The following is a 22374-nucleotide window of genomic DNA, read 5'->3' on the forward strand; positions in this document are numbered from 1 at the left end:
GCGGCTTAGCAACCTGGGCGAGATTCTCATGGCCGTATTCACCCCGCTGAGCGACGCGCAGGTCGCCACGTTTTTGGAAAAATTCGATGTAGGTGCCCTGCGCCGCTTGCAGGGCGTGGCCGGAGGTACCGAGAACTCCACCTTCTTCGTCACCACCGAGCAGCGCGAACTCGTGCTGACCCTGTTCGAGCAGGGCGAGCACGAGGAACTGCCTTTCTTCGTCGAACTGCTGGATTATTTCGATGAGCACCGCCTGCCGGTGGCGGGCCCGGTGCACGATCGCGACGGCATCGCCCTGCACAGCCTGGCGGGCAAGCCTGCGCTACTGTTTCCGCGCCTGCCGGGACAGCACCCAAGCGCGCCTAATTTGGCCCAGTGCGAAGCCCTCGGCGAGGCGCTGGGGCAGATGCACTTGGTCGCCCAGCGCTTTCCGGGGCACCGCCCCAACCCGCGCGATCTACACTGGCTCCAGGCGATGCATCATAAAGTCTTGGCCTACCTCGCCCCGGACGATCAGGCGCTGATGAAGTACGAAGTCGAAGAGTACGAAAGTGCCTTCGCTGACGCCGAGCTGCCCCAGGGGGCGCTGCACGGCGATCTATTTCGCGACAATACGCTTTACGACGGTGATCGACTTGGCGGCATCATCGACTTCTACAACGGCTGCACCGGCGATCTGCTTTTCGATTTGGCCATCGTCATTAATGACTGGGCCTCGCAGGAAGACGGCGCGCTCGACCCGGCGCGCTACGCGGCGATTCTCGGCAGCTATCTCGCCAAGCGCCCCTTGACCCCCATCGAGCGCGAGCGCTGGCCGATGATGCTGCGTCTAACGGCGCTACGCTACTGGCTGTCGCGTCTGTTGGTGGTGTACGTCGACCCGCCCGCCCACGACCTGACGCCCCACGATCCCGAACGCTTCAAGACGATTCTCAAGGCGCGCATCGCCTTGGGTGCGCTCCCCCTGCCCGAGGCACGCCCATGACCACTACGACTTCAAGCCCCGCGCTGCGCGCTCGCCGTACCTGGAACATCGACCAGTGGGGCAGCGGCTATTTCGACGTCGACGACCAGGGCCAGGCGTTGGTGCGCCCGCACGGCAGCGAGGCCCAAGGCCCCGCCCTGCCCCTGCGCGAGCTGGTGCGCGAGCTGCAGGCGTCCGGCCTTCGCCTGCCGGTGCTGGTGCGCTTTAGCGACATTCTTCACGACCGCGTCGAGCAGCTTTGCGGCGCCTTCGATGCCGCCATGAGCGATATCGACTACCAGGGCGGCTACACTGCGGTCTACCCGATCAAGGTCAACCAGCAGCGCCGCGTAGTGGAGGAGATTCTGGCTACCGCCGAGCGCGGCAACGGCCGCGTGGGGCTCGAAGCGGGCAGCAAACCCGAACTTCTGGCGGTGCTGGCGCTCTCCGGCGGCGGCTCGTCGCTGATCGTATGCAACGGCTACAAAGACCGCGAGTACGTGCGTCTGGCGCTACTCGGCGAGAAGCTGGGACACCGGGTTTACCTGGTAGTCGAAAAGCTCTCCGAGCTCGATGTGATTCTGGAAGAGGCCCGCGCGCTCAACGTCGTGCCGCGCATCGGCCTGCGCGCCCGCCTCTCTTCGGTGGGCAAGGGCAAGTGGCAAAATACCGGCGGCGAGAAGTCCAAGTTTGGCCTCACCGCAAGCCAGATTCTCGCCGTGGTCGAGACGCTGCGCGCCGAAAATGCCCTGGAGAGCCTGCAGCTCGTGCACTTCCACCTGGGTTCCCAGATCGCCAACATCCGCGATATCCAGCGCGGGCTGCGCGAGTGCGCACGCTTCTACCAGAATCTGATCGCCCTCGGCGCGCCGGTGGACACCGTGGACGTTGGCGGTGGCCTTGGCGTCGACTACGAAGGTACGCGCTCGCGTAGCGACTGCTCGACCAACTACTCGATGCCCGAGTACGCGCGCAACGTGGTCAACGCCTTCGCCCAGCTCTGCCAAGAGGCCGATCTGCCCCAGCCGCATTTGATCAGCGAGTCGGGCCGGGCGCTCACCGCGCACCACGCCGTGCTGGTCACCAACGTGATCGGCGAAGAGCGCATCGACGCTACACCGCCTGAGCGTAACTCCCAGGAAGATCCTCAGGTCGAGGCCTTGTGGCGCGTCCTCGATCAGTTGGAAACACCCCAGGAGCCGCGCGTACTGGTCGAGGCGTGGCACGATCTGCTCCAGGCGGTGAGCGAGCTGCAGGACCGTTTCGTGCTCGGGCTTTCCGACATCAGCGCCCGCGCCAAAGGTGAGCGCCTCTACATGGCCGCCTGCGCACAGCTCAAGGGCCAACTGGACTCACGCAACCGCGCCCACCGGGACATCCTCGACGAACTGGCCGAGAAGCTTGCCGACAAGCTCTTCGTCAACTTTTCGCTGTTCCAGTCGGTGCCGGACGTCTGGGGGATCGAGCAGATCTTCCCAGTGCTGCCGCTGGGCGGCCTCGACCGCGAACCGACCCGCCGCGCGGTGATTCAGGACATCACCTGTGACTCCGACGGGCGTATCGATAGCTACGTCGACGGCCAGGGCGTGGAGAGCACCCTGCCGCTCCCCGAATGGGAGAGCGATGATGAGCGCTGGCTCGGCTTCTTCCTGGTCGGTGCCTACCAGGAGATTTTGGGCGACTTGCACAATCTCTTCGGCGATACCGATTCGGTGGACGTGGCGCTAGACGCCGAGGGTCAGTGGCATATCTCCAATCCGCAGGCGGGGGACACCGTGGCCAACGTACTTGGCTACGTCAATTTCGACGCCTCGGTGCTCAAGCAGAAGCTACACGCTCAGCTCATCACCAGCGACTTCTCCGATGACGAGCGCGAGCGCTTCGCGGCAAGCCTTACCGAAGGGCTCGAAGGCTATACCTATCTTGAGTGAACCTTATTGAGTGACCCTTAACGACGCCTGAGGAGGCGTCGTATGGCCTTTCGTCGGCCTATATAGCAAAGCGCCATCTGCTGCGATGCTCTATGCATGCTGGCAGATGGCGCTTTTGCGTTGAGGCTATTCAATCTTCGACGCTTAGGCTTATTCGACGACGCTGGTCTCGATCTCGAGGCCGCCGGTCAGCGATAGGCGCAGTTTGGCGCCGCGGGGAAGCTCACCTACGCCTGCGGGCGTGCCGGTAAGGATGACGTCGCCCGGTTCGAGGGTGAAATGGCGGCTCATCTCGGCCACCAAGGTAGGCACGGTGAAGATCATGTCGGAGCCTTCGCCGTGCTGGCGCGTCTCACCGTCGATCTCGAGAGTGAACGCTAGGGCGTTCCAGTTGGGCACCTGGCTCAGCGGCAAGAAAGTCGATAGCGGGCAGGCACCATCGAAACCCTTGGCGATCTCCCAGGGGTGGCCCTTCTCCTTGAGCTGGCTCTGGACGCCGCGCAGGGTCAAATCCAGCGCCAGGCCAATCCCCACGACGGCGCGCTCGGCTTCGTCCTGAGTCGCGTGGGTCAGCGTCTCACCAATCAACAGGGCAAGTTCGGTCTCGAAGTGTACGTCGCCCCGGGCAAAAGGGGGCTCAAGCGGCTCTTCAAGCGCGACAGCGCTGGTGGAGGGCTTGATGAACAGCAGCGGTTCGGTGGGCACCGGGTTGTCCAGCTCTTTGGCATGCTCAGCGTAGTTACGTCCGATACAGACGATCTTGCCCAGCGGGTGGGGAAATGCCTGACCATCGGCAAACTGTGGTACGAAACGCATGGCGGGTGTTCTCCTTCTCGTTATACCAGTGCCTATTAGCAGCAAACAGCCAGTCTACCCTACCTTTACCGACCCACCACAACCCCAGCGGTGCAAATTTAGCCTACGTCGTGGATAGAGCGCTTGAGCGCAGCTTGGATCGCGCTTTGAACCTGCCTGTGCATAGAACGTCGCATAGCACTTTACATAAAACTTCGCATAGCGCTTCGCATAGAGCGTTTCAAATAGGGCTTCACAAAACAATGAGAATCATGCTTAATTGAAATGATATAACATTTAAAATAATTCATCGTTTTGGAGAGCTATATGCAAGTACTGAGTTCACTCAAATCGGCCAAGAGCCGCCATCCCGACTGCCAAGTGGTCAAGCGTCGCGGGCGGCTCTACGTCATTTGCAAGAGCAACCCGCGCTTCAAAGCACGCCAAGGTAGTGCCAAGAAAAAGCGCTAAACCATAACCGAGTAGCAACGAAAAACGCGCCAAACCAACCTTTCCAGGGTTAGCTTGGCGCGTTTCATTTTCAGCGGTCGTGCTCAGGGGGCGTCAACGCTCCACTGCTCGCCCGGCTGGTGGGCGAGAAACTTCGGCCGCTCTTTCTTGGCCGCGTAAGGCTTGTGGCAACGATTGTCCGGACGGTTGAAAACGAAGAAAACGTTGCTGCGCGGATCCGGTGAAAGGTTAGCGTTGGAGGCGTGCAGCACGTTGCAGTCGAACAGCAAGAGCCCGCCCGCTTCGCCCTTGGGCGCCTCGATACCGTGTTCGCGAACGAGCTCGGTCAGCGCTTCAGGGCTTGGCACGCCGACTTCCTGTGCCTTGAGCGAACTCTTGTGGTTGTCTTCCGGCGTTTCGCCGATGCACTGTACGAACTTCTCTTGCGACCCAGGAATTAGCATCAAGGGGCCGTTGAACTCGTGGTTATCGGTCAGGATTAGGGAGGCGCTCACTGCGTGCATCCGCGGCATACCATCTTCGGTGTGCCAGGTTTCGAAGTCCGAATGCCAGTTGAACCCTTTACCGGCAAACCCTGGCTTGTAGTTGATCCGCGATTGATGCACGTAAGGATCGTCTCCGATGATTTGGCGCGCCGCCCCCGCGAGACGTTCGTCTTCGGCGAGCGCCTTGAAGCGCTCGGAGAGAAAGTGCACGGCAAACAGCGAACGGATCTCCTGGCTTTCTGGCTCGGTAATACTGAACGCTTTATTGCGAAACTCGTCGCGGCTCATCATCGCGTCCATCTCATCGCGCAGCGCCTTGAGTTCGTCGCCCTTGATCAGGTTGGGAATGAACAAAAACCCTTTACGCTCGAACTCATCGAGCTGCGCCTGACTCAGGGGACCAGAGAGTTCGCGCCCCTTAACAACCGCGTCTTGGCGCTCGATCCAGAGCGAATCTGGAGGGGAGGCCAGACGCGATGGGTAAGGATCCTTGACCGCCGTGGGTTGAGCCGACGGCAAATCGTTCATTTCGGAATACTGCTTTTGCGCTTGCGTTTGGAAGATAGGCTTCTTGACTGTCATCTAATCCACTCCTTGTATGATTAAACTTCAGATCAAGCGTTTTCTCGTTCTATACGCTTGCTGGTGTTAGGTCTGATGTTGAAATAACGCCCTCACGTGGCGCCAACATTTCTCGAATATCCCTCTCGGCTAAATCGGTCACGCGTGGCCGTTTGCCAACGCGCATGTGGTGCTTAGTGCAGCCACTTTGAATATCTCTGACGTATACGCTACGTGCAGTGGAAAAGGTAGTTAACCTATACAGCAGTGCAAGTCTTGCACACACTTTCGTAACGTGTGTTAGGAGAAAACCTTCACTCAACAGCCCTCGACCCAAGCGCCTTGGCCTCCTTGCAGCAAAGCGCTTGCTCACCCGCCCAGCACAAGCCCTGCCGAAAGCAGTACGCTATAGGCCAACGTGGCGAGCGCCGTTAGCTTGAGCATGGCCGTTAGCGTTGCGCCATCACGGCAATGCGCCATCACCATGGGCGCTTTTATCAAGGGCGCCCAAGCTGCCAGGGCTCCCCAGCCAAGCCACGAGACCCGGTAGAGGAGTAGAAACGCCAAAGTAGCCAAGAACGCCACCGCTAAAAGTCCCCAGTGGTAGCCGATGGCACGCCGACGCCCCAAGCGAATGGCCAGGGTGATCTTGCCACTTTGCGCGTCGCTCTCGATGTCGCGGACGTTATTGACGTTGAGCACCGCCGCACATAGCAAGCCGCAGGCCACAGCGGGTAACAGCGCTCCCATAGAAAGCGTTTGAGCATGCAGATAAGCAGTACCCAGTACCCCCAGTAAACCGAAGAACACGAAGACGGCGAGATCTCCCAGGCCGCGATAGCCATAGGGCACGTAGTGGCGTACACCTACGGTATAAGTGACGGCTGCAGCCAGCGCGATGACGCCAAAAAGAAGGAACAGCGCGGCCTTGAGCGGATCGGCGCCCAGCGCCTGCCACACCAGTAAAAGCCCAGCAATCGCAGCTCCCGAGGCGGCAACCCACATGCCTCGGCGCATGGCATCTAAGCTTAACAACCCTGAGGCAACAGCGCGCTGCGGCCCGATACGCCGCTCATCGTCGGCCCCAGAGACGGCATCACCGTAATCGTTGGCCAGGTTCGATAGCACCTGAAGCAAGATCGCCGTCACCAGTGCCAGCACCAGCACGGCCGTTTGAAAGCCCCCCTCCTGTACGGCCAGCCCTGAGCCGAGAAAGATCGAGGCACAGGCCAAAGGCAGGGTGCGCGGACGGGCCGCCAAGAGCCACGCGCTCGCGCGCGAAGGGGTAGAGGTGTGGTGAATCGCATGCATCCGTCTCTCTCCATGCTGATCGGTCGGTCGCTACCATTGTACCCACCGCAACCCTGAGCCAGATCAATAAACCGCTGCGAACGGGCGCGCATACTGATCCATGTCAATTTTTGCCATAGGAGCGCGAACGATGATCGGCCATTTGTTGAGAACCCATCCCTTTGCAGCCCTCGTCTGGCTCGTGCTACGTCTCTATTTAGGTATCACCTGGCTGCACCACGGCATTGGCAAGATGACCGATGGCTTCGATGCCGCCGGTTTTCTCGGCAATGCCGTCGCCAATCCGGTCATGCACCAGGGCGAAGTAGTCTACCCTACCTACGTTGCGTTTCTCGAACACGTCGCACTGCCCTACGCCAGCGTCTTCAACGTGATGATTCCGCTGGGCGAAATCCTCGTCGGTTTGGGACTGATTGCAGGAGTGCTGACGTCATGGGCGGCCTTCTTCGGTATCGTCATGAACATGTCGTTTCTGATGGCAGGCACCGTCTCGACCAACCCATGGATGATCGCACTGACCTTCTTCCTGCTGGTTGCCGGGGCCAATGCGGGACGTCTGGGAGGCGATCGCTGGGTGCTGCCCTATCTGCGCCGCACGCTATTTGCGCGTCTACACGCATCTCACGGCAACGTCGATCATGAGCCTAGGTCCGCTCCGTGAGCGCGCTTTGGTCAACCGATGCGCAGGCGCTCGATACAGCGCTTGCGCATCTCCATGCCGAGTTGGATAGAGTAGCTAACGCGCCGTCGCCAGCGGCGCTAGTACGTTTGGAGGTGTCCTTCTGTGTTACTCACCTCCCCGCTTGGCTCAACGCTCAGACGCTGCTACCCCGGCTCTACTGGCGCTCCCGCGAAGCAGGCAGTATTGCCTACGCCGCCGTGGGGGCGGCGCACGAAGTGGCCTCGCTGGATGAGCTGCGTGCGGCCCTGGCGCAGTCGGGGAGCACGGCGAGCGACTACTTTGGCGGCATCGCCTTCGATGCGGCAGGCACGGCCTGGCCGGGATTCGGGGCTTGCCGTTTCGTGCTGCCGCGCGTGGTCGTCGCCGTCAGCGCCGATAAAACTACGCTTGCGCTCAACCTGCGCTTCGATGGTACGCCCCATGCGCTCGAGATTGCCCGCGCGCGCGACACCCTGGCTCAGCTAGTGGCTGCTCGGCCGCTGCCTCACTGGACGCCAACGGCATTCGAGCGCTTCGATACGCCCGACCGGGCAACCTGGTGTCGCTGGGTAGAAGAGGCGACGGCCCCCAACGCGCTGGCGCAGTTGCCCAAGGTCGTGCTCTCACGCCAAACCCGCCTTGCCTGCATAGCGCCGCCGTCGCCCTGGGCACTGCTCGCACGCTGGCAAGCGCGCGCACCCCACTGCTTTCATCTCGGCGCCCAATTCACCCACGAGGATACGCTGATTGCCTGCTCGCCCGAGCGGCTCTATCGCCGGGAGCAGCGCTCGCTTACCAGTGAAGCGCTGGCCGGTACGTGGCCGCGCTGGGTGCGAGGCCACGAGAGACGCAATACCCAGGCACTGCTCGACGACGCCAAAAATGACGGTGAGAATCGCTGGGTGCAGGCGGATATCACCAAACGCTTGAGCCCTCTCACCACGCAGCTCGATGTCGCCCCAGCGGAAGTGGTGACGCTGCCGTCGCTCTATCACCTTCGCCGCCGCGTGAACGCTACGCTCACCACCGCCATCGACGACGCCGCTCTGCTGGAAACGCTGCCGCCCACGCCTGCGGTGGGTGGCGTCCCACGCGACCGGGCACTTGCTTTCATTCGCACGCACGAGTCCCACGCGCGAGGCTGGTATAGCGGCGCTTTTGGCCGCATCAGCCGCGATACCAGCGAGCTGGCCGTCACCCTACGCAGCGCCTTGGTGAACACCAAGGGTATTTGTCTACACGCCGGAGCAGGGATCGTCGCAGGTTCGCGCCCCGAGGCGGAGTGGGCCGAACTCGACCACAAGATCGCCGATGTCATGGCGCTGTTGGGAATCGCCTAGAATCGCCTAAGAGGAGTACGGATGATCGCGCCTGATATAGCCGAAGCAACGCCCTTTCCCCGTTGCCACGCCACCATCAACCACGTTTGGGCCGCGCTGTTACTGGAGGAGCTTTATCGCCACGGCGTACGCGATATAGTCGTGGCGCCGGGCTCGCGTTCGGCGCCGCTGGCCGTCTCTGCTCAGCGCCACCCTCGGCTTTGCTGCCACACCCACTTCGATGAACGTGGTCTGGGTTTCCTGGCGCTTGGACTTTCACGCGCAAGCAAGCGCCCGGTAGCGCTCATCACCACCTCTGGCAGCGCAGTAGCCAACCTCTACCCTGCCATTGTAGAGGCCTACCAACTAGGCACGCCGTTGATTGCGCTCACTGCCGATCGTCCATCCGAGCTCGTTGACAACGGCAACAATCAAGCCATCGACCAGCGCGATATTTTTGCCCGCCACGTCATCGACCAGCGCGATTTCCCGCCGCCAACGACCTCGCTTTCGGCGGCCTTCGTGTTGAGCACGCTCGACCACGCCCTGGCACGCCAACGCGCCACCTCTGGCCCGCTACATCTCAACTGCCGCTACCGCGAGCCGCTCTACGCGCCCCAAGAAGACACCTCGAGCTATCTCGCTCCGCTAGGGGCGTGGCTCGACCATGACACTCCCTGGAGCGCGTGGCACTCGACACCTCTCACATGCGCACCTCAGAGCGACTGGGCCACATTTTCTGCCCAGCGTGGCGTCATCGTCGTTGGGCGTATCGACGATCCCCGAGAGGCGCAGAGCATCAAAGCGCTTGCCGCAACGCTCGGCTGGCCCCTGCTCGCCGATCTCCAGAGCCAGTTGCGCTTCGATACGCACAGCTTGTTGCATACCGATCTTGCCCTGTTGGATACCGCCTTTGCTCACGAGCTCGAACGCGCCGAGGTGCTACTGCAGTTTGGCGGGAGGCTAATATCAAAGCGCTTGGCGCAGTTCATCGCTCGCCACGCCTGGCACGACTACTGGTTCGTCGATCACGCCGTCGCCTCGCTCGACCCCGATACCTGTATCCAGCGCCGCTTGGTCGGCCCGGCTTCTGCCTTCGTTGCCGTACATCCAGTCACATCACGCTCGCCGTGGCATGATCTTGCGGCGCTGCAGGCGCGCACGCGTCGACACCTAGAAGGCCTCGATACTCGTTTTTCCGAACTGGGGGTTTGCCACCGGCTCTGTACGCTCATCAAAGGCGAGCTCTTCGTCGGCAACAGCCTACCGGCGCGGGTGATGAACATGCTGGGGGCTGCCAACCCAGATATCGAGCGCGTTCTGTGCAATCGAGGCGCTTCGGGGATCGATGGGTTGATTGCCAGCGCCTGTGGCGTTGCCCTGACGCACGCCTCTGCTACGACGCTGCTACTGGGCGACGTTAGCGCCTTGCACGATCTCAATAGCCTGGCCCTAGTGAACGCACTGGACGCTCCGTTCATCGTCATCGTGCTCAATAACGCTGGCGGCAGTATTTTTCACTTACTTCCAGTGCCTGCCGATCCCCAAGTGCGCGATCGCTGTTTCGTTCACTCCCATGACACTACCTTTCGCCATGCCGCTGCTATGTTTGGGCTGGCCTACCAAGCGCCCACGACGCTCGAAGCGTTCGAGCACGCCTATCGCTGCGCGCTTGGTCAGGGCGCTACGCTGATCGAGGTACGCCTCCCCTCACAGGAAGTCGCTGACGAGCTTGACGCTCTACGCAGTGCATTGAGTGGCATGTCGCATGACGCCTGAGACACCACCGACGCTAGTGCTGCTCCACGGCTTATGGGGGGATCGCCACGACTGGTCCGCGGTCGAAGCCTTGCTCGGTAACTCCTTACCGATACTCTCTCTCGACCTGCCGGGACATGGGCTAGCGCGGGAAGATCGCACCGAGGGTTTTAGCGAGGCCCATCGCTGGCTATCGCACACACTGGCCTCCCATGGCGTATCGCGCTACTGCTTGGCAGGCTACTCCTTGGGCGGGCGGCTGGCGCTTTATCACGCTAGCCACGCCCCCGCCGGGCTTTGCGGGCTATGGCTCGAAAGCGCCCATCCTGGGCTTAGCCTCAATGAGCGAAAGGCGCGCCTGGAGCATGACGAGCGCTGGGCGGTGCGCTTCGAACGCGAGCCATTGCATCGTGTTCTGCGCGACTGGTATCGCCAGCCGGTCTTTGCCGACCTCGATGCTGCCCAGCGTATGCAACGCCAGCAGCGGCGCCAAGGCAACGATGGTCGCGCCGTTGCCGCCATGCTGCGCGCCACCTCACTTGGCCATCAGCCGGATCTCACCGCGTGGCTTGCGCGCACGCAGCTACCGGTGGCGTACCTTTCAGGGTGCGATGACGCCAAGTTCCATGCCTTGGCCACGCGTTTGGCAACGACCTGCCCGCAGCTTGAACACCACGTACTCGATGGTGGGCACAACTTGCACGCTGAAGTGCCCCAAGCCGTCGCGCGTTTGCTCAGCGATTGGTATGCCCGCTGCATGCGTTATCGCTCACCCCACGACCCACAGTAGCCATGGCGTCCCCAGCGCCAGCCAAGCAACGAGAAAAAGGAGCCCAAACAACGCTCCTAGCCGCCACCAAAGCGCGCTCGGCAAATAGCCACTGCCGTAATAGACCGGGCTAGGACCAGTACCATAGGGCGTGATGATGCCCATGAAGCCTAACGTCGGCAGCAGCAGTAGCACGAAGGTCTGCATATCGAGCCCGCTGATTCCCGAGGCCGCCGCCAGCATGACCGGAAGTAGCGCGGTGACGTGGGCGGTAATGCTGGCAAAGAGATAGTGCAGCAAATAGAAGATCACCGTTAGCGCCAACATCGCGATCAGGGGGTCGAAGTCGCTGATATAGCCTCCCATTAGCGCGCCGAACCAGTCGACGAACCCCACACGGCTGAGGCCGCCCGCCAGCGCCACGAGCGTGGCGAACCAAACGAAGGTATTCCACGCCGCCTTGTTCGCCAGAATGTCGTTCCAGCTTACGATGCCGGTTACCAGCATGGCGCAGACCACCACGAGACCGACTAACGAAGCAGAGATGAAGCTACCACCCACGATCCACAACAGCAGTGCTGCCACCACCATCACCACCAGCAAAAGCTCGTGATGCGTTGGCTTGCCCAGTTTTTTGAGCTCTGACCGCGCCCAATCCGATACTTCGCTGCCTGAGGTTATTTCCGGTGCGCAGAGCCAGTAGCAAAGTAGCGGCACGATGAGCAGCAAGACGATGCCCACGGGTGCGACGGCTAGAAACCAACTGCCCCAACTAATATGGATCCCGGTGGCGCTTTGGGTCAGCGCAATGGCTAAAAGGTTGGGCGCAAGTGCTGTGAGAAACAGCGAACTAGTCACACAGGTAGAGGCGATGGCCGTCCACATCAAGAAACTACCGATTCGCTTCATGCTCGGATCGTTAGGGTGCGAGTCGTAGAGCGGCGGAAGATTTTGCAGTACGGGATAGATAGTGCCGCCACTACGTGCCGTATTGGACGGCGTAAAGGGGGCGAGAATGGTATCGGCGATCATTACTGCATAACCCAGCGTCAGCGTACGCCTTCCCATGGCGGCCACGAGCCAGAGCGAGATACGCCGCCCAAGCCCGGTTTTTTCATACCCCAGGGCGAACATAAAGGCCCCGAAGATCAGCCAAACGGTGGCGTTGGTAAAACCTGACACAGCCCAGGAAAAGGCCTGCCCCGGCGCATCGAAACCCTCCTGGGCCAGCTGTGCAGGCGAGAAGAGCACCCAGGGCGAAAACAGTGCCGCCAGAGTGACCCCGATGAGACCAATCACCGCCCCCGGCAGTGGCTCGAAAATCAGCCCTACCACGCAGCCCATGAAGAGCGCGAAGAAGTACCAGGCATGGGGTGCCAGTCCCGCAGGCACTGGCAAAAGTGCGATCACAACGGCAACGACGAGCGGCGCCAGCGATTTCCAACGAGGTGTAGCTTTATCGTGATGGGCCATCAGCGCTCCCCTCCTACTCTGAATGATTTGTTTTCTTCCTCACCAAATTTCTTTAATCACTACACTTCTTAACCATTCAACTGCTTAATCACAACACAAGTTACAGAGTGAAAAGAAACACTCTCACCTACTCTGCCAATAAAAATCATTCATTAAACACACTTAAAGCACTGACATAAAAACACGAAAAATCACTCGCCTTATTGATCCTGATCAAGACATCTCAGCTAACCAACCGCATACCTACAACAACGTCCACGTTACGTGATAGATTCAAATAGGCGCTAAAACAACAAAGCTTGAGCGAGAATAAAGAAGCGTTAAGACACGCTGGTTTCGCGCTATGAGCAAAGCACAAAAGCGTCATTCCAGGTAAAGCAAATGCCGAGCAGGGGGTTATCATGCAGCAGGGTGATTTCGATGTCGTTGTAGTGGGTGGCGGAGGAGCAGGGCTTCGCGCTGCCATCGCCGCGGCCGAACAGGCCCGGGCCGAAGGCAGACCCCAGCGCATAGCCCTACTCTCCAAGGTTTATCCCATGCGTTCACATACCGTTGCTGCTGAAGGGGGCGCGGCGGCAGTCACCAGCCACGAAGATAGTATCGAGGCGCATTTCCATGACACCGTAGCGGGCGGCGACTGGCTAGTGGAGCAAGGGGTGGCCGACTACTTCGTGCGCCACGCCTACCGCGAGCTGGTGCAGATGGAGCGCTGGGGCTGCCCGTGGAGCCGGCAAGAAGATGGCAACATTCAAGTGCGCCGCTTTGGGGGTATGAAGACCGCTCGCACCTGGTTTGCTGCCGACAAAAGCGGCTTTCATATGCTGCACACGCTGTTTCAGACATCACTTAAATATCCCGAGATCGAGCGTTTCGATGAATACTTCGTGCTCGATTTGGTCCTCCACGAGGGCGCCATTGCAGGCATCGTGGCACTCGAAGTCGCCACTGGCGAGCTCATTACCCTAGGTGCCAAGGCGGTGGTGCTGGCAACCGGGGGCGCGGGACGGCTGTTTCGCTTCAACACCAATGCAGGCATCGTCACCGGCGACGGAATGGCGCTGGCCTACCGCCACGGCGCTGCCCTGCGTGACATGGAGTTCGTGCAGTATCACCCCACAGGGTTACCAGGCTCGGGCATTCTGATCACCGAGGCGTGCCGTGGCGAAGGGGGCATCCTGCTCAACAAGGCGGGCCACCGCTACTTGCAAGACTATGGCCTGGGGCCCGAGACGCCGCTGGGCGAGCCGCAGAACAAATACATGGAGCTCGGCCCTCGCGACAAGCTCTCTCAAGCCTTTTGGCAGGAGCAGCAGGCAGGGCGGACGGGCACGTTTGGCGATAGCGACGTGGTTTACCTCGACCTGCGCCACTTGGGGGCGGCGCATATCAAGGAGCGTCTGCCTTTCATCTGCGAACTGGCCCAGGCCTACATCAACGTCGACCCTATCCATGAGCCCATCCCGATCCGCCCAGCGGTGCACTACACCATGGGCGGTATCGAAACCGATGATCAATGCGAGACGCGTATCGAAGGGCTATACGCTGCAGGCGAGTGCGCCTCCGTTGGGCTACATGGCGCCAACCGTCTGGGCTCCAACTCGCTGACCGAACTTCTGGTCTTCGGCCGATTGGCGGGCGAGCGCGCAAGCCAACGCGCCAGTAGCCGTACTCATACTTCCCCGCATCTTCTGCTGGAGGCTGCCAACCACCAACAGCAGGCGCTGTCGCAGCGCTGCGAGAGAGGCAACGGCGGTGAAAACTGGGTGACGCTCAAGCGCGCCATGGTGCAAGCGATGGAGAACGGTTGCGGCATCTACCGTACCACCGACGGCATGCAAACCGCCCTCGATACTATTCGTCAGCTACGCGAGCGCTTTCGCAACGTCCGCGTCAGCGATACCAGCCGGGCCTACAATACCGAGCTTCTCGAATGTCTCGAACTTGGTTTCGGTCTCGACGTGGCCGAAGCGGCCTGCCTAGGCGCGCTAGAGCGGCGCGAATCACGCGGAGCTCATCAGCGTTTGGATGCTGGGCTTACGACGCGTGACGACGTCAACTACCTGCGCCACAGCCAGGTATTCTATCGTGGCGAGCAGGCCGCCGAGCTTTGCTGGCAGGCGGTAGACATACGCTTTTCGCCACCTGCCGAGCGGGTTTACGGTGACGCTGCCAAGGAGAAACACGCATGACCCATCGCGCGCTCAGTATTCGTCGCTATCTTCCCGATCAGGATCAAGCATCCTACTGGCAACGCTACGAGGTGCCCGCTGACGACAGCACGTCTTTGCTGGACGCGCTGCACTACGTCAAGGAAGAGCTGGACAGCACGCTTAGCTATCGCTGGTCCTGCCGCATGGCGATCTGCGGCTCTTGCGGTGTCATGGTCAACGGCATTCCACGGCTGGGCTGCAAGACGTTCTTGCGAGACCTGCCCCATGAGCTGCGTATCGAACCGCTTGCGCATTTTCCCGTGGCACGCGACTTGATCGTCGACATGGACGTGTTTCTCGATCACCTCGCTGCCGTTAAGCCTTACCTGATCGAAGACGCTGCCGTGGGCACCTTCGACCCCGCAGCTCCGACGCCACATCGCCAGACGCCTGCTCAACTCGCACGCTATCGACAGTTCGCCAACTGCATCAACTGCGGCTTGTGCTATTCGGCTTGCCCCCAGTTTGGGCTAAATCCTGAGTTCCTCGGCCCAGGCGCACTGGCGTTGGCGCATCGCTACAACCTCGATAGTCGCGACAGCGGCAAACAGGCACGCATGCCCGTGCTCAACCGCCACGAGGGCGTATGGAGCTGCACCTTCGTTGGCTTCTGCTCGCAGGTGTGCCCAAAGCACGTCGATCCCGCCGCTGCCGTCAACCAGGGCAAAGTGGAAGCGGCCAAGCATACCTTGATCGCCTTGTTCAAAGGTTAGGAGCGCTCTATGAACCGACCACCCGACGCCTTTCCTCGCTTACCGCGCAGTTGGTGGCTGAAACACCGCTATTTCAAGGCCTACATGCTGCGCGAAGCAACCGTGTTGCCGCTGATTTTCTTTTTACTCTGCCTGATGGGCGGGCTATGGGCGCTCTATCGCGGTGAAGAGGCCTGGGCGGCATGGCTTGTTTTCATGCGCTCACCGCTGGTGGTAGCGCTCAATCTCTTGGCGTTGGCAGCGAGTCTCTACCATGCGGCGACCTTCTTCGTACTTTTTCCCCGTGTCATGCCACTGCGTTTGGGCCGCCGGGCAATAGCACCGCAAGCCATCGTAGCTGGGCAATGGGTTGGCGTTATGATCATTGGCCTGCTGTTTTTCTGGCTTTTTGGGAGGACCTAACCATGTCTCAACCGCGTCCAAGCTCGCGTCAGGCTTTCGACGAGCCACTCTGGTGGCTACTCTTCAGCGCCGGTGGCGTCTGCTTTGCCGTCCTGCTACCGGCCACCATTCTCTTCTTCGGCGTTCTAGCTCCTTTAGGCTTACTGCCTTCTAACGCCATCACAGCCGAACGCATGACGGCGCTGGTGTTCAGCCTGCCGGACCTGGCAGCGATTGGTGCGCTGATCTGCCTGCCGCTCTTTCACGCCGCCCACCGCTGTCGTCACGGCCTACTCGATTTACGCCTTGGCAACGACGGCATCAATAAATGGTTTATGTATGGTTTGGCCGCGCTATTGAGCTTTGCCGCCTTGAGTCTGGTCGCGCTGGGACTTTGGCGCTGATGAGGCGCGCCTAACACTTTGCCGCTTTTTGATTGAGAGAGAGCCCTATGATCGCAGGACCAACCGATGCCGAACTCTATGCCCCCATCGAGTGGGAGGAGTGTGGCGACCACTTTGAAGACATTCGCTACCACGTGAGCCACGAGGGGATTGCTCGGATCACCATTAACAGGCCCGACGTTCACAACGCCTTTCGTCCGCAAACCGTCGCTGAGATGATCCAGGCGCTAGACAGCGCCCGCCACGACAGCCGCGTCGGGGTCATCATTCTTACCGGGGCCGGGGGCAAGGCATTCTGCTCGGGCGGCGACCAGCGTATTCGCGGCGACTATGGCGGCTATCGTGACGATCAGGGCGTCCATCATCTCAACGTGCTCGACTTCCAACGCGATCTACGTACCTGCCCTAAACCGGTGGTTGCCATGGTAGCCGGCTACGCTATTGGCGGCGGCCACGTGCTGCACCTCATGTGCGATTTGACCATTGCCGCCGACAACGCCGTTTTCGGCCAGACCGGCCCCAAGGTCGGTTCTTTCGACGGTGGCTTTGGCGCTGCCTATCTAGCGCGTATCGTCGGCCAGAAAAAGGCGCGGGAGATCTGGTTTCTCTGCCGCCAATACGATGCCCATCAGGCGCTCGATATGGGATTGATCAATCACGTAGTGGCGCATGAGGCGCTGGAGCGCGAAACCGTACGCTGGTGCCGGGAGATGCTGCAGCATAGCCCTATGGCACTGCGCTGTTTGAAAGCGGCCTTGAACGCCGACTGCGACGGCCAAGCGGGCCTTCAGGCGCTAGCAGGAAACGCCACCATGCTCTATTACATGACCGAGGAGGGTCAGGAAGGGCGCAACGCTTTCAACGAGCGTCGCCGCCCCGACTTCTCCCGTTATCCGCGTAATCCCTGATGACGCTGGCGCTGTATCGTTATGCGCTGCCGCTACGCTCGCCGCTCGTTCTCGCTGGGCAGCGGCTCGAACACCGCGAGGGATTGTTGGTAGAGATAAACGGGCGCTGGGGGGAAATCGCCCCACTGCCCGGGTTTTCACGCGAATCCCTGGCCGCTGCCGAAACCGAATGCCGACGCTGCCTCGACCAGCTTGCCGCGCTCGGGCACTGTAAACCTACCCTGCCCTCGGTGGCCTTTGGCCTTGATTGCGCCCAGCGCCAATGGCCGCCATCGGCTCACCCGCTGGTTAAGCCCTACCCACTATGGCAGGGTACCCCGCAGGAACTCATCGAACGGCTGAGCACAATCGAACCTGGCTCGCTATCGCGCTTGAAACTCAAGGTGGCGCGCTATCCGCTCGACGACGAATACCGGCTTATCCAAACCCTCGCAACGCATTTGCCTCCTGGCGCATTGGTGCTCGATGCCAATCGCGGCTGGTCGAAATCGCAGGCGCTGGCATTTTGCTCACGCCTGCCAGAAGGGCTTGTCGCCTACATCGAAGAGCCTTGCGAGACCTTCGCTGCAAGCCTTGCCGTCGCCAGCGCGACGGGACTTTCGCTAGGCCTCGATGAAACCCTGGCGCGCAACGAGCCCTGGCACGCGCACCCACGGGTAGGCGCCTTGATCATCAAACCAACGCTCATAGGGACGCTCGCACGCTGCGAGGCACTGGTCGCCAAAGCACGCCTGCATGGTATGGCCATCGTGGTGTCATCAAGCTTTGAAAGCGACGTTGGGCTTGGCCATTTAGCACGGCTAGCCGCCGAATGGGCGCCCGACATAGCGCCGGGGCTCGATACCCGTCACCATCTGGTAGGCGGCTTGCTAAGCGATGACAGCCAAACCAGAGACAGCCAGATAGTGCGCGAACGGCTCAGGTGCTGCTATCAAGTTGAGACCCGTATATGAAGATCGTTTGCCCCATTCACCGTTGGGCGCGGGAAGCGCCAGCGCGGATCGCCGTACAGAGCGGCAGCCGGGTAATGGATTACGCCACTCTCGATGAACATATCGAGGCGCTTAGTCAGCAACTGCTTGTTAAGGGGTTAACGCCAGGGCAGCGCCTTACGGTAACGGCGCGCGGCTCGCTCGACGCACTGCTGCTGGCTTGGGCCTGCCTGCGTGCGGGCATCGTGTTTTGCCCGCTCGACCCAGCACTACCTATGGTATTGCAGGCATCGCTCACGGCGCGACTTGAGGCGGCGGCATTCTGCCCGCTCGAGTCCACGTCCGGTCTGCCCGAAAATGTGACCATTCTCCTTCTCGATACGCGCCAACGAGCGCGAGTGGAGCAGGATGTGCTGCTCGATACCGAGCAGTTCAGCAATACCATCTTCACCTCGGGATCGAGCGGAGCCCCCAAGGCGGTACTACATCGGCTAGGAAATCATTTAGCCTCGGCGCAGGGGGCGGCGACGCTGATGCCGCTCGACGCCGATAGCGCATGGTTACTTTCGCTACCGCTCTTTCACGTTGGGGGCTATGCCATCCCCTTTCGCGTATTTCGCGCTGGAGCGCGCGTGGTGCTCGATAACCGTCACTCGGCGTTGGCGATGCGCCTTGAACGTCTACCCATCACTCATTTGTCGCTGGTTCCCACGCAGCTTTGGCGACTACTCGAAGCAGGTTTCGACCCCAGTACAACGCGCCTGCGCGAACTGCTGCTTGGCGGCGCGCCCATCCCGGCGCCGCTAGTCGCTCGGATGACGGCGCTCGGCTTGCCTCCTAAGGTCAGCTATGGGCTGTCCGAAATGGCAAGCCAAGTGTGCACGGGCGCGCCTACACGCTCCGGTGAAGTAGGCAAGCCGCTCCCGGGGCGCGAAGTCCGTCTCGTCGCAGGTGAGATCCAGGTACGCGGCGAAACGCTCTTTGCAGGGTATCTAACGCCTACCGGCGTGGATAGCGCACGTAACACAAGCGGCTGGTTTGCCACTCGGGATCGGGGAGAGCTTACGGATGAGGGCGCCCTGATCGTGCATGGTCGGATGGATAACGCCTTTATCTCCGGTGGAGAGAATATCCAGCCCGAAGCCATCGAGCAGCGTCTGGTCGATCATCCGGGCGTCGCTCAAGCACTCGTCGTGCCCGTGGAGCATCCCGAGTGGGGGCAGCGCCCGGTGGCCTTCATCGATTGGAGAAAAGCGCCTATCCCCAATTGTCAGTTGGCAGCCTGGGTGCGCGAAGCGCTACCCGCTTATATGACACCGGACGCCTGGCTAAGCTGGCCTCGGCAGGCCGTGGGGCTAAAACCTTCGCGCCAGCGCTTTGCCGAGATTGCCGCAGCGCAGGTATAAAGATCGCCAAGCGTCAACGACAACAGGCGAGCGATTTAAAAGGGGAGAAACAGCGAAGTGTTAGGGGGAGAAAGTACAGCGCTACGTCGGAATGTATGAAGTGCCCCGCCCCACGCACGAGCGTGGGGGGCGTCAGTGGCTAGCACCTAGATCAGAGACGCCAGCCTCGCGCGTGACATGGCCATAAATGAGGCGGCTATCGAATCCGGTCATGGCGACCATCTGATCGATCTGTAGCAGGTTAACGCTGTTACGCGTTTTGCGAATCAGCTTTTTCTGCTCCAAGGCGTTCATGCAGCGACTAACGTGTACGCTGGTCATACCCAAGAGCTCGCCGATCACTTCTTGAGTGATGGGAAGCGGGTATGCCTGCTCACTCACCAAGCCCTGAAACTTCAGCCGGGTAAAGACTTCGAGCAGAAAGTGCGCCACTCGCTCTTCGGCCTTGTGATGCGTACAGCTACGTAGGCGCTCAATGATGATGTTATCGTTGAAGAGGATAAACGCCAGTATGGCGCGCTCAACGTCCTCCTCTGCCTTGATCAGGTCGTGAAGCTGCGACGCAGGTATTTTCACCAGCGTACAGCTGGTCAGCGCAATCAATACGATATCTTGATTAACGAAGTAGCTTTCACGCATGCCAACCAAATCACCTGGCGTAAACAGGTTGTAAATATCCTGACCGCGTCGATCTGCTGAGTGGCTCAAGCTGGCCCAGCCCTCTTTAATCCAGTAGACATCCACACGGCCCTCAAGGGCCGTGTAGAGCTTTTGGTTCTTCTTGAGCTCGAGCGTTTTAATATCGAGATTTGCCAACTTTTCCCAGGCAGACTTTCCTAAGCCACTATAAAGGCTTAATGTCTCACCTAGCTCATTACTTTTTATGTTATTCAAACCTCTCCCCCACTCACAGATGAACTGGGTTTTTCCATATCCTCACCTCACGACCAATCCATTACCCACCCTTCCCCAAGCGCTACCTCTGGCCTCCATATTGACGAAAAAATTCAGGAAAAACAGCAACGCACGTTAAAGAGCAGCGATGAGCCGAGAAAATATAGATGAGAGAATTAACGCCAACAAGAGACGAAAAAAAAGATCAACAAAACATATTAATTTCATTAACATAAGTTATGATTTATTAAAATAAATAAAAATTAACAAATATTGATTTTTGGTCTACCTTGTTTATTAAATTTAATGCAAATAAAAAAAGCTCGACTTTAGCCGAGCTTTTTATAACGTCTTTCAATAATTATGACTTAGACCTCAGTTCATCGCTTTCTGAGCGCTCAAGAAAGCGCTGGGTCGTGTCTTCTAAATGCTGACTCAGCCAGTCAGCCATAGCTTGCTCTTCTTGCAATATTTCCGTGCAAATACGCGCCACCTCCTCTTGCTTGAGCACTTGAGCCGCTTTTATCAGCACTTTGTAGTTGGCAATTTCGAAGTTCTCGAATGCATAGCAGGCGATACTACCTTTGAGCACTTCGTCACTGGCCATGACGCCCGATATGGCCTGACCAAATGCACTTGCCTTTGCACCTATGTCCTTGAGAATAGAAGTATCGATATTCATTAACGCCATGCAGTGCTCAAGCCTTTCGCTTTGGTGCTGCGTCTCACGAAGGTGCTCTTCGATACGCCGCCTAAGCTCAGGATAGCTTTCAAGCCGCCCCGCCTGAGCTTTCAGCATTTTTTCCGCCTGCTGCTCCATGGCATGTGCATCACGAAACCAATCATGCAGATGTTTTTCCATCATGACAAAATCCTCGTCGCTGCATTCTGTGGCGCCCACAGCTTTAAAAGCGTAAGTGCCTTACGCCTCACTTGGACGGATCGACCTGCTCGGTTTGAGCACCTGAATTCGGCTTAGCGCCCCCTAACGAAGGTGCCTGCCCCAGAGGCTCGGGCTGCTCTTTCACCGAGAACTGACTGCGACCATCGAGGGAAGGCCCTTCCGACCAACGCCCTTTCGGAGCTTCTTTATCGAGCAGCGTATTGAGGAAATAGTAAGAGTGCTCGGTGGCCTCGTGCTCTTGCGGGGTAGAGTTGGGAATCGGCAGTTGGGCCTCCATACCGCCCAAATCCTCGATCACAGCGAGCCACTGCTGCTGATGGTAGGTATCACGAGCAATCAAAAAGGACAGGAAATCCTTCATCCCATGATCATCAGTCCAGTTATAGAGTCGGGTTGCCAGCACGCGCCCACCGGATTCGGCAGCCACGTTAGCCATCATATCGGCCCCAATATTGCCGGTCGCGTAAATGTGGCTCATGTCAAAGGGTACCCCATTAGCATTCACCGGCATTGCTGAAAGCCCCGACGAGAGCAAGTGACGCGGATTGGCTCCCCCCAGAATGGCATTGATGATAGGGTCTTTGGCCGACTCTTCCTGATAGGAAACCGGCGCACCTTCAAGGTTAAGAGCCACGGCATGCCCAAGCATTTCGATATGGGAAAGCTCTTCCGTTGCCGTAGACATAAGCAGATCGCGGATGCGGTCGTCTCCTCGTGCCCCCATTGCCTGGAAGAAGTACTGCATTGCTACGCGAATTTCTCCTTCGATACCCCCGATAGCCTGCTGCAAAAGCATGGCAAACTGCGGGTCAGGCTTATCCACTTTGACGGGATACTGTAATTTGGATGAGTGATGAAACATCTTACCCTCCTTAGCAGATCTTCATTCGCAATGATATTAAGCCGCCACACTAGCAACACTTACTGCTGGAGCGTGTTGATGCTTAACGTCTCGCTCGCATGCTGCTACAGACTACGGGGAATACATGCCCCGAAAGCCAAAGTGGCAGAGTTTCTCGCCTGTGGGGCGAGTCACTTGAGCCTAGGCAAAGAGGCAAGGGGTTCAAGGAGAAAGGCAGATGCCTACCTTTTTTTTAATCTTGTTTGCCGACAAGAATTAAATT

21 protein-coding genes are annotated in these 22374 nt (G+C 59.4%); 14 read left to right on the forward strand and 7 right to left on the reverse strand.

Annotated elements, in window-relative coordinates; all coding sequences use genetic code 11:
- The first annotated feature begins 28 nt into the window (after positions 1-28).
- Together LLY24_RS16865 and speA are read left to right on the forward strand one after the other, a co-directional pair.
- Positions 29-985, forward strand: coding sequence for a homoserine kinase (locus LLY24_RS16865; protein ID WP_259037581.1), 957 nt, complete (start codon positions 29-31; stop codon positions 983-985).
- A complete protein-coding gene (gene speA, locus LLY24_RS16870) occupies positions 982-2895 on the forward strand; it encodes a biosynthetic arginine decarboxylase (protein WP_259037476.1) in 1914 nt (637 codons plus the stop codon). Before LLY24_RS16865 ends, speA begins: the two co-directional genes overlap by 4 nt.
- Before the next feature lie 150 nt (positions 2896-3045).
- On the opposite strand, the gene LLY24_RS16875 is transcribed toward speA, so the two are convergent.
- Positions 3046-3711 (reverse strand): fumarylacetoacetate hydrolase family protein, encoded by a 666-nt coding sequence (locus tag LLY24_RS16875; protein WP_259037477.1) that lies wholly within the window; start codon positions 3709-3711, stop codon positions 3046-3048.
- Between the two features lie 306 nt (positions 3712-4017).
- On the opposite strand from LLY24_RS16875, the gene ykgO reads away from it, so the two are divergent.
- The gene (gene ykgO, locus LLY24_RS16880) at positions 4018-4161 is read left to right on the forward strand and encodes a type B 50S ribosomal protein L36 (RefSeq protein WP_259037478.1); all 144 of its coding nucleotides are present in this window, start codon (positions 4018-4020) and stop codon (positions 4159-4161) included.
- An 83-nt stretch (positions 4162-4244) separates the two neighbouring features.
- On the opposite strand, the gene thpD is transcribed toward ykgO, so the two are convergent.
- Both thpD and menA read right to left on the reverse strand, forming a co-directional pair.
- Positions 4245-5228, reverse strand: coding sequence for an ectoine hydroxylase (gene thpD / locus LLY24_RS16885; RefSeq protein WP_259037479.1), 984 nt, complete (start codon positions 5226-5228; stop codon positions 4245-4247).
- A gap of 348 nt (positions 5229-5576) precedes the next feature.
- On the reverse strand, positions 5577-6518 hold the full coding sequence (gene menA / locus LLY24_RS16890) for a 1,4-dihydroxy-2-naphthoate octaprenyltransferase (protein ID WP_259037480.1): 942 nt from the start codon (positions 6516-6518) through the stop codon (positions 5577-5579).
- A gap of 130 nt (positions 6519-6648) precedes the next feature.
- On the opposite strand from menA, the gene LLY24_RS16895 reads away from it, so the two are divergent.
- From LLY24_RS16895 to menH, 4 genes are read left to right on the forward strand one after another with little or no spacing between them, the layout of a single operon-like run.
- Positions 6649-7179 carry a DoxX family protein gene (locus LLY24_RS16895; RefSeq protein WP_259037481.1) on the forward strand — a complete coding sequence of 177 codons (531 nt, stop codon included), beginning with the start codon at positions 6649-6651 and terminating at the stop codon, positions 7177-7179.
- The gene (locus LLY24_RS16900) at positions 7176-8519 is read left to right on the forward strand and encodes an isochorismate synthase (protein WP_259037482.1); all 1344 of its coding nucleotides are present in this window, start codon (positions 7176-7178) and stop codon (positions 8517-8519) included. Before LLY24_RS16895 ends, LLY24_RS16900 begins: the two co-directional genes overlap by 4 nt.
- 21 nt (positions 8520-8540) lie before the next feature.
- Positions 8541-10277: a 2-succinyl-5-enolpyruvyl-6-hydroxy-3-cyclohexene-1-carboxylic-acid synthase gene (menD, locus tag LLY24_RS16905; RefSeq protein ID WP_259037483.1), complete on the forward strand. Its 1737-nt coding sequence runs from the start codon at positions 8541-8543 to the stop codon at positions 10275-10277.
- Positions 10267-11046, forward strand: coding sequence for a 2-succinyl-6-hydroxy-2,4-cyclohexadiene-1-carboxylate synthase (gene menH, locus LLY24_RS16910; RefSeq protein WP_259037484.1), 780 nt, complete (start codon positions 10267-10269; stop codon positions 11044-11046). The genes menD and menH overlap by 11 nt, the downstream gene beginning before the upstream one ends.
- Here the strand turns inward: menH and LLY24_RS16915 are convergent.
- Positions 11026-12498 (reverse strand): anion permease, encoded by a 1473-nt coding sequence (locus LLY24_RS16915; RefSeq protein WP_259037485.1) that lies wholly within the window; start codon positions 12496-12498, stop codon positions 11026-11028. The two genes, menH and LLY24_RS16915, sit on opposite strands and share 21 nt — an antisense overlap.
- Positions 12499-12899: 401 nt before the next feature.
- Between LLY24_RS16915 and frdA the strand changes: the two genes are divergently transcribed.
- Genes frdA through menE form a run of 7 tightly spaced genes read left to right on the forward strand, consistent with a single transcriptional unit; the run spans position 12900 to position 19452 of the window.
- Positions 12900-14687: a fumarate reductase (quinol) flavoprotein subunit gene (gene frdA, locus LLY24_RS16920; protein WP_259037486.1), complete on the forward strand. Its 1788-nt coding sequence runs from the start codon at positions 12900-12902 to the stop codon at positions 14685-14687.
- Positions 14684-15421: a succinate dehydrogenase/fumarate reductase iron-sulfur subunit gene (locus tag LLY24_RS16925; protein WP_259037487.1), complete on the forward strand. Its 738-nt coding sequence runs from the start codon at positions 14684-14686 to the stop codon at positions 15419-15421. The genes frdA and LLY24_RS16925 overlap by 4 nt, the downstream gene beginning before the upstream one ends.
- 9 nt (positions 15422-15430) lie before the next feature.
- The gene (locus tag LLY24_RS16930) at positions 15431-15823 is read left to right on the forward strand and encodes a succinate dehydrogenase/fumarate reductase transmembrane subunit (RefSeq protein ID WP_259037488.1); all 393 of its coding nucleotides are present in this window, start codon (positions 15431-15433) and stop codon (positions 15821-15823) included.
- A gap of 2 nt (positions 15824-15825) precedes the next feature.
- A complete protein-coding gene (gene frdD / locus LLY24_RS16935; protein WP_259037489.1) occupies positions 15826-16206 on the forward strand; it encodes a fumarate reductase subunit FrdD in 381 nt (126 codons plus the stop codon).
- A 47-nt stretch (positions 16207-16253) separates the two neighbouring features.
- On the forward strand, positions 16254-17114 hold the full coding sequence (gene menB, locus LLY24_RS16940; RefSeq protein WP_267135383.1) for a 1,4-dihydroxy-2-naphthoyl-CoA synthase: 861 nt from the start codon (positions 16254-16256) through the stop codon (positions 17112-17114).
- On the forward strand, positions 17114-18067 hold the full coding sequence (gene menC, locus LLY24_RS16945; RefSeq protein ID WP_259037490.1) for an o-succinylbenzoate synthase: 954 nt from the start codon (positions 17114-17116) through the stop codon (positions 18065-18067). The genes menB and menC overlap by 1 nt, the downstream gene beginning before the upstream one ends.
- Complete coding sequence (gene menE / locus LLY24_RS16950; protein WP_259037491.1) at positions 18064-19452, forward strand: o-succinylbenzoate--CoA ligase; 1389 nt, start codon at positions 18064-18066, stop codon at positions 19450-19452. Before menC ends, menE begins: the two co-directional genes overlap by 4 nt.
- Positions 19453-19584: 132 nt before the next feature.
- On the opposite strand, the gene LLY24_RS16955 is transcribed toward menE, so the two are convergent.
- The 3 genes from LLY24_RS16955 to LLY24_RS16965 form a co-directional block, all read right to left on the reverse strand.
- Positions 19585-20268, reverse strand: a complete 684-nt coding sequence (locus LLY24_RS16955; RefSeq protein WP_259037492.1) for a Crp/Fnr family transcriptional regulator — start codon at positions 20266-20268, stop codon at positions 19585-19587.
- 439 nt (positions 20269-20707) lie between these two features.
- Positions 20708-21211 carry a ferritin-like domain-containing protein gene (locus tag LLY24_RS16960; protein ID WP_259037493.1) on the reverse strand — a complete coding sequence of 168 codons (504 nt, stop codon included), beginning with the start codon at positions 21209-21211 and terminating at the stop codon, positions 20708-20710.
- A 64-nt stretch (positions 21212-21275) separates the two neighbouring features.
- Positions 21276-22112 carry a manganese catalase family protein gene (locus LLY24_RS16965; protein ID WP_259037494.1) on the reverse strand — a complete coding sequence of 279 codons (837 nt, stop codon included), beginning with the start codon at positions 22110-22112 and terminating at the stop codon, positions 21276-21278.
- Positions 22113-22374: the final 262 nt, after the last annotated feature.

It is taken from the genome of Halomonas dongshanensis (genome assembly GCF_024790395.1).
In the GTDB taxonomy this organism is placed as follows: domain Bacteria; phylum Pseudomonadota; class Gammaproteobacteria; order Pseudomonadales; family Halomonadaceae; genus Vreelandella; species Vreelandella dongshanensis.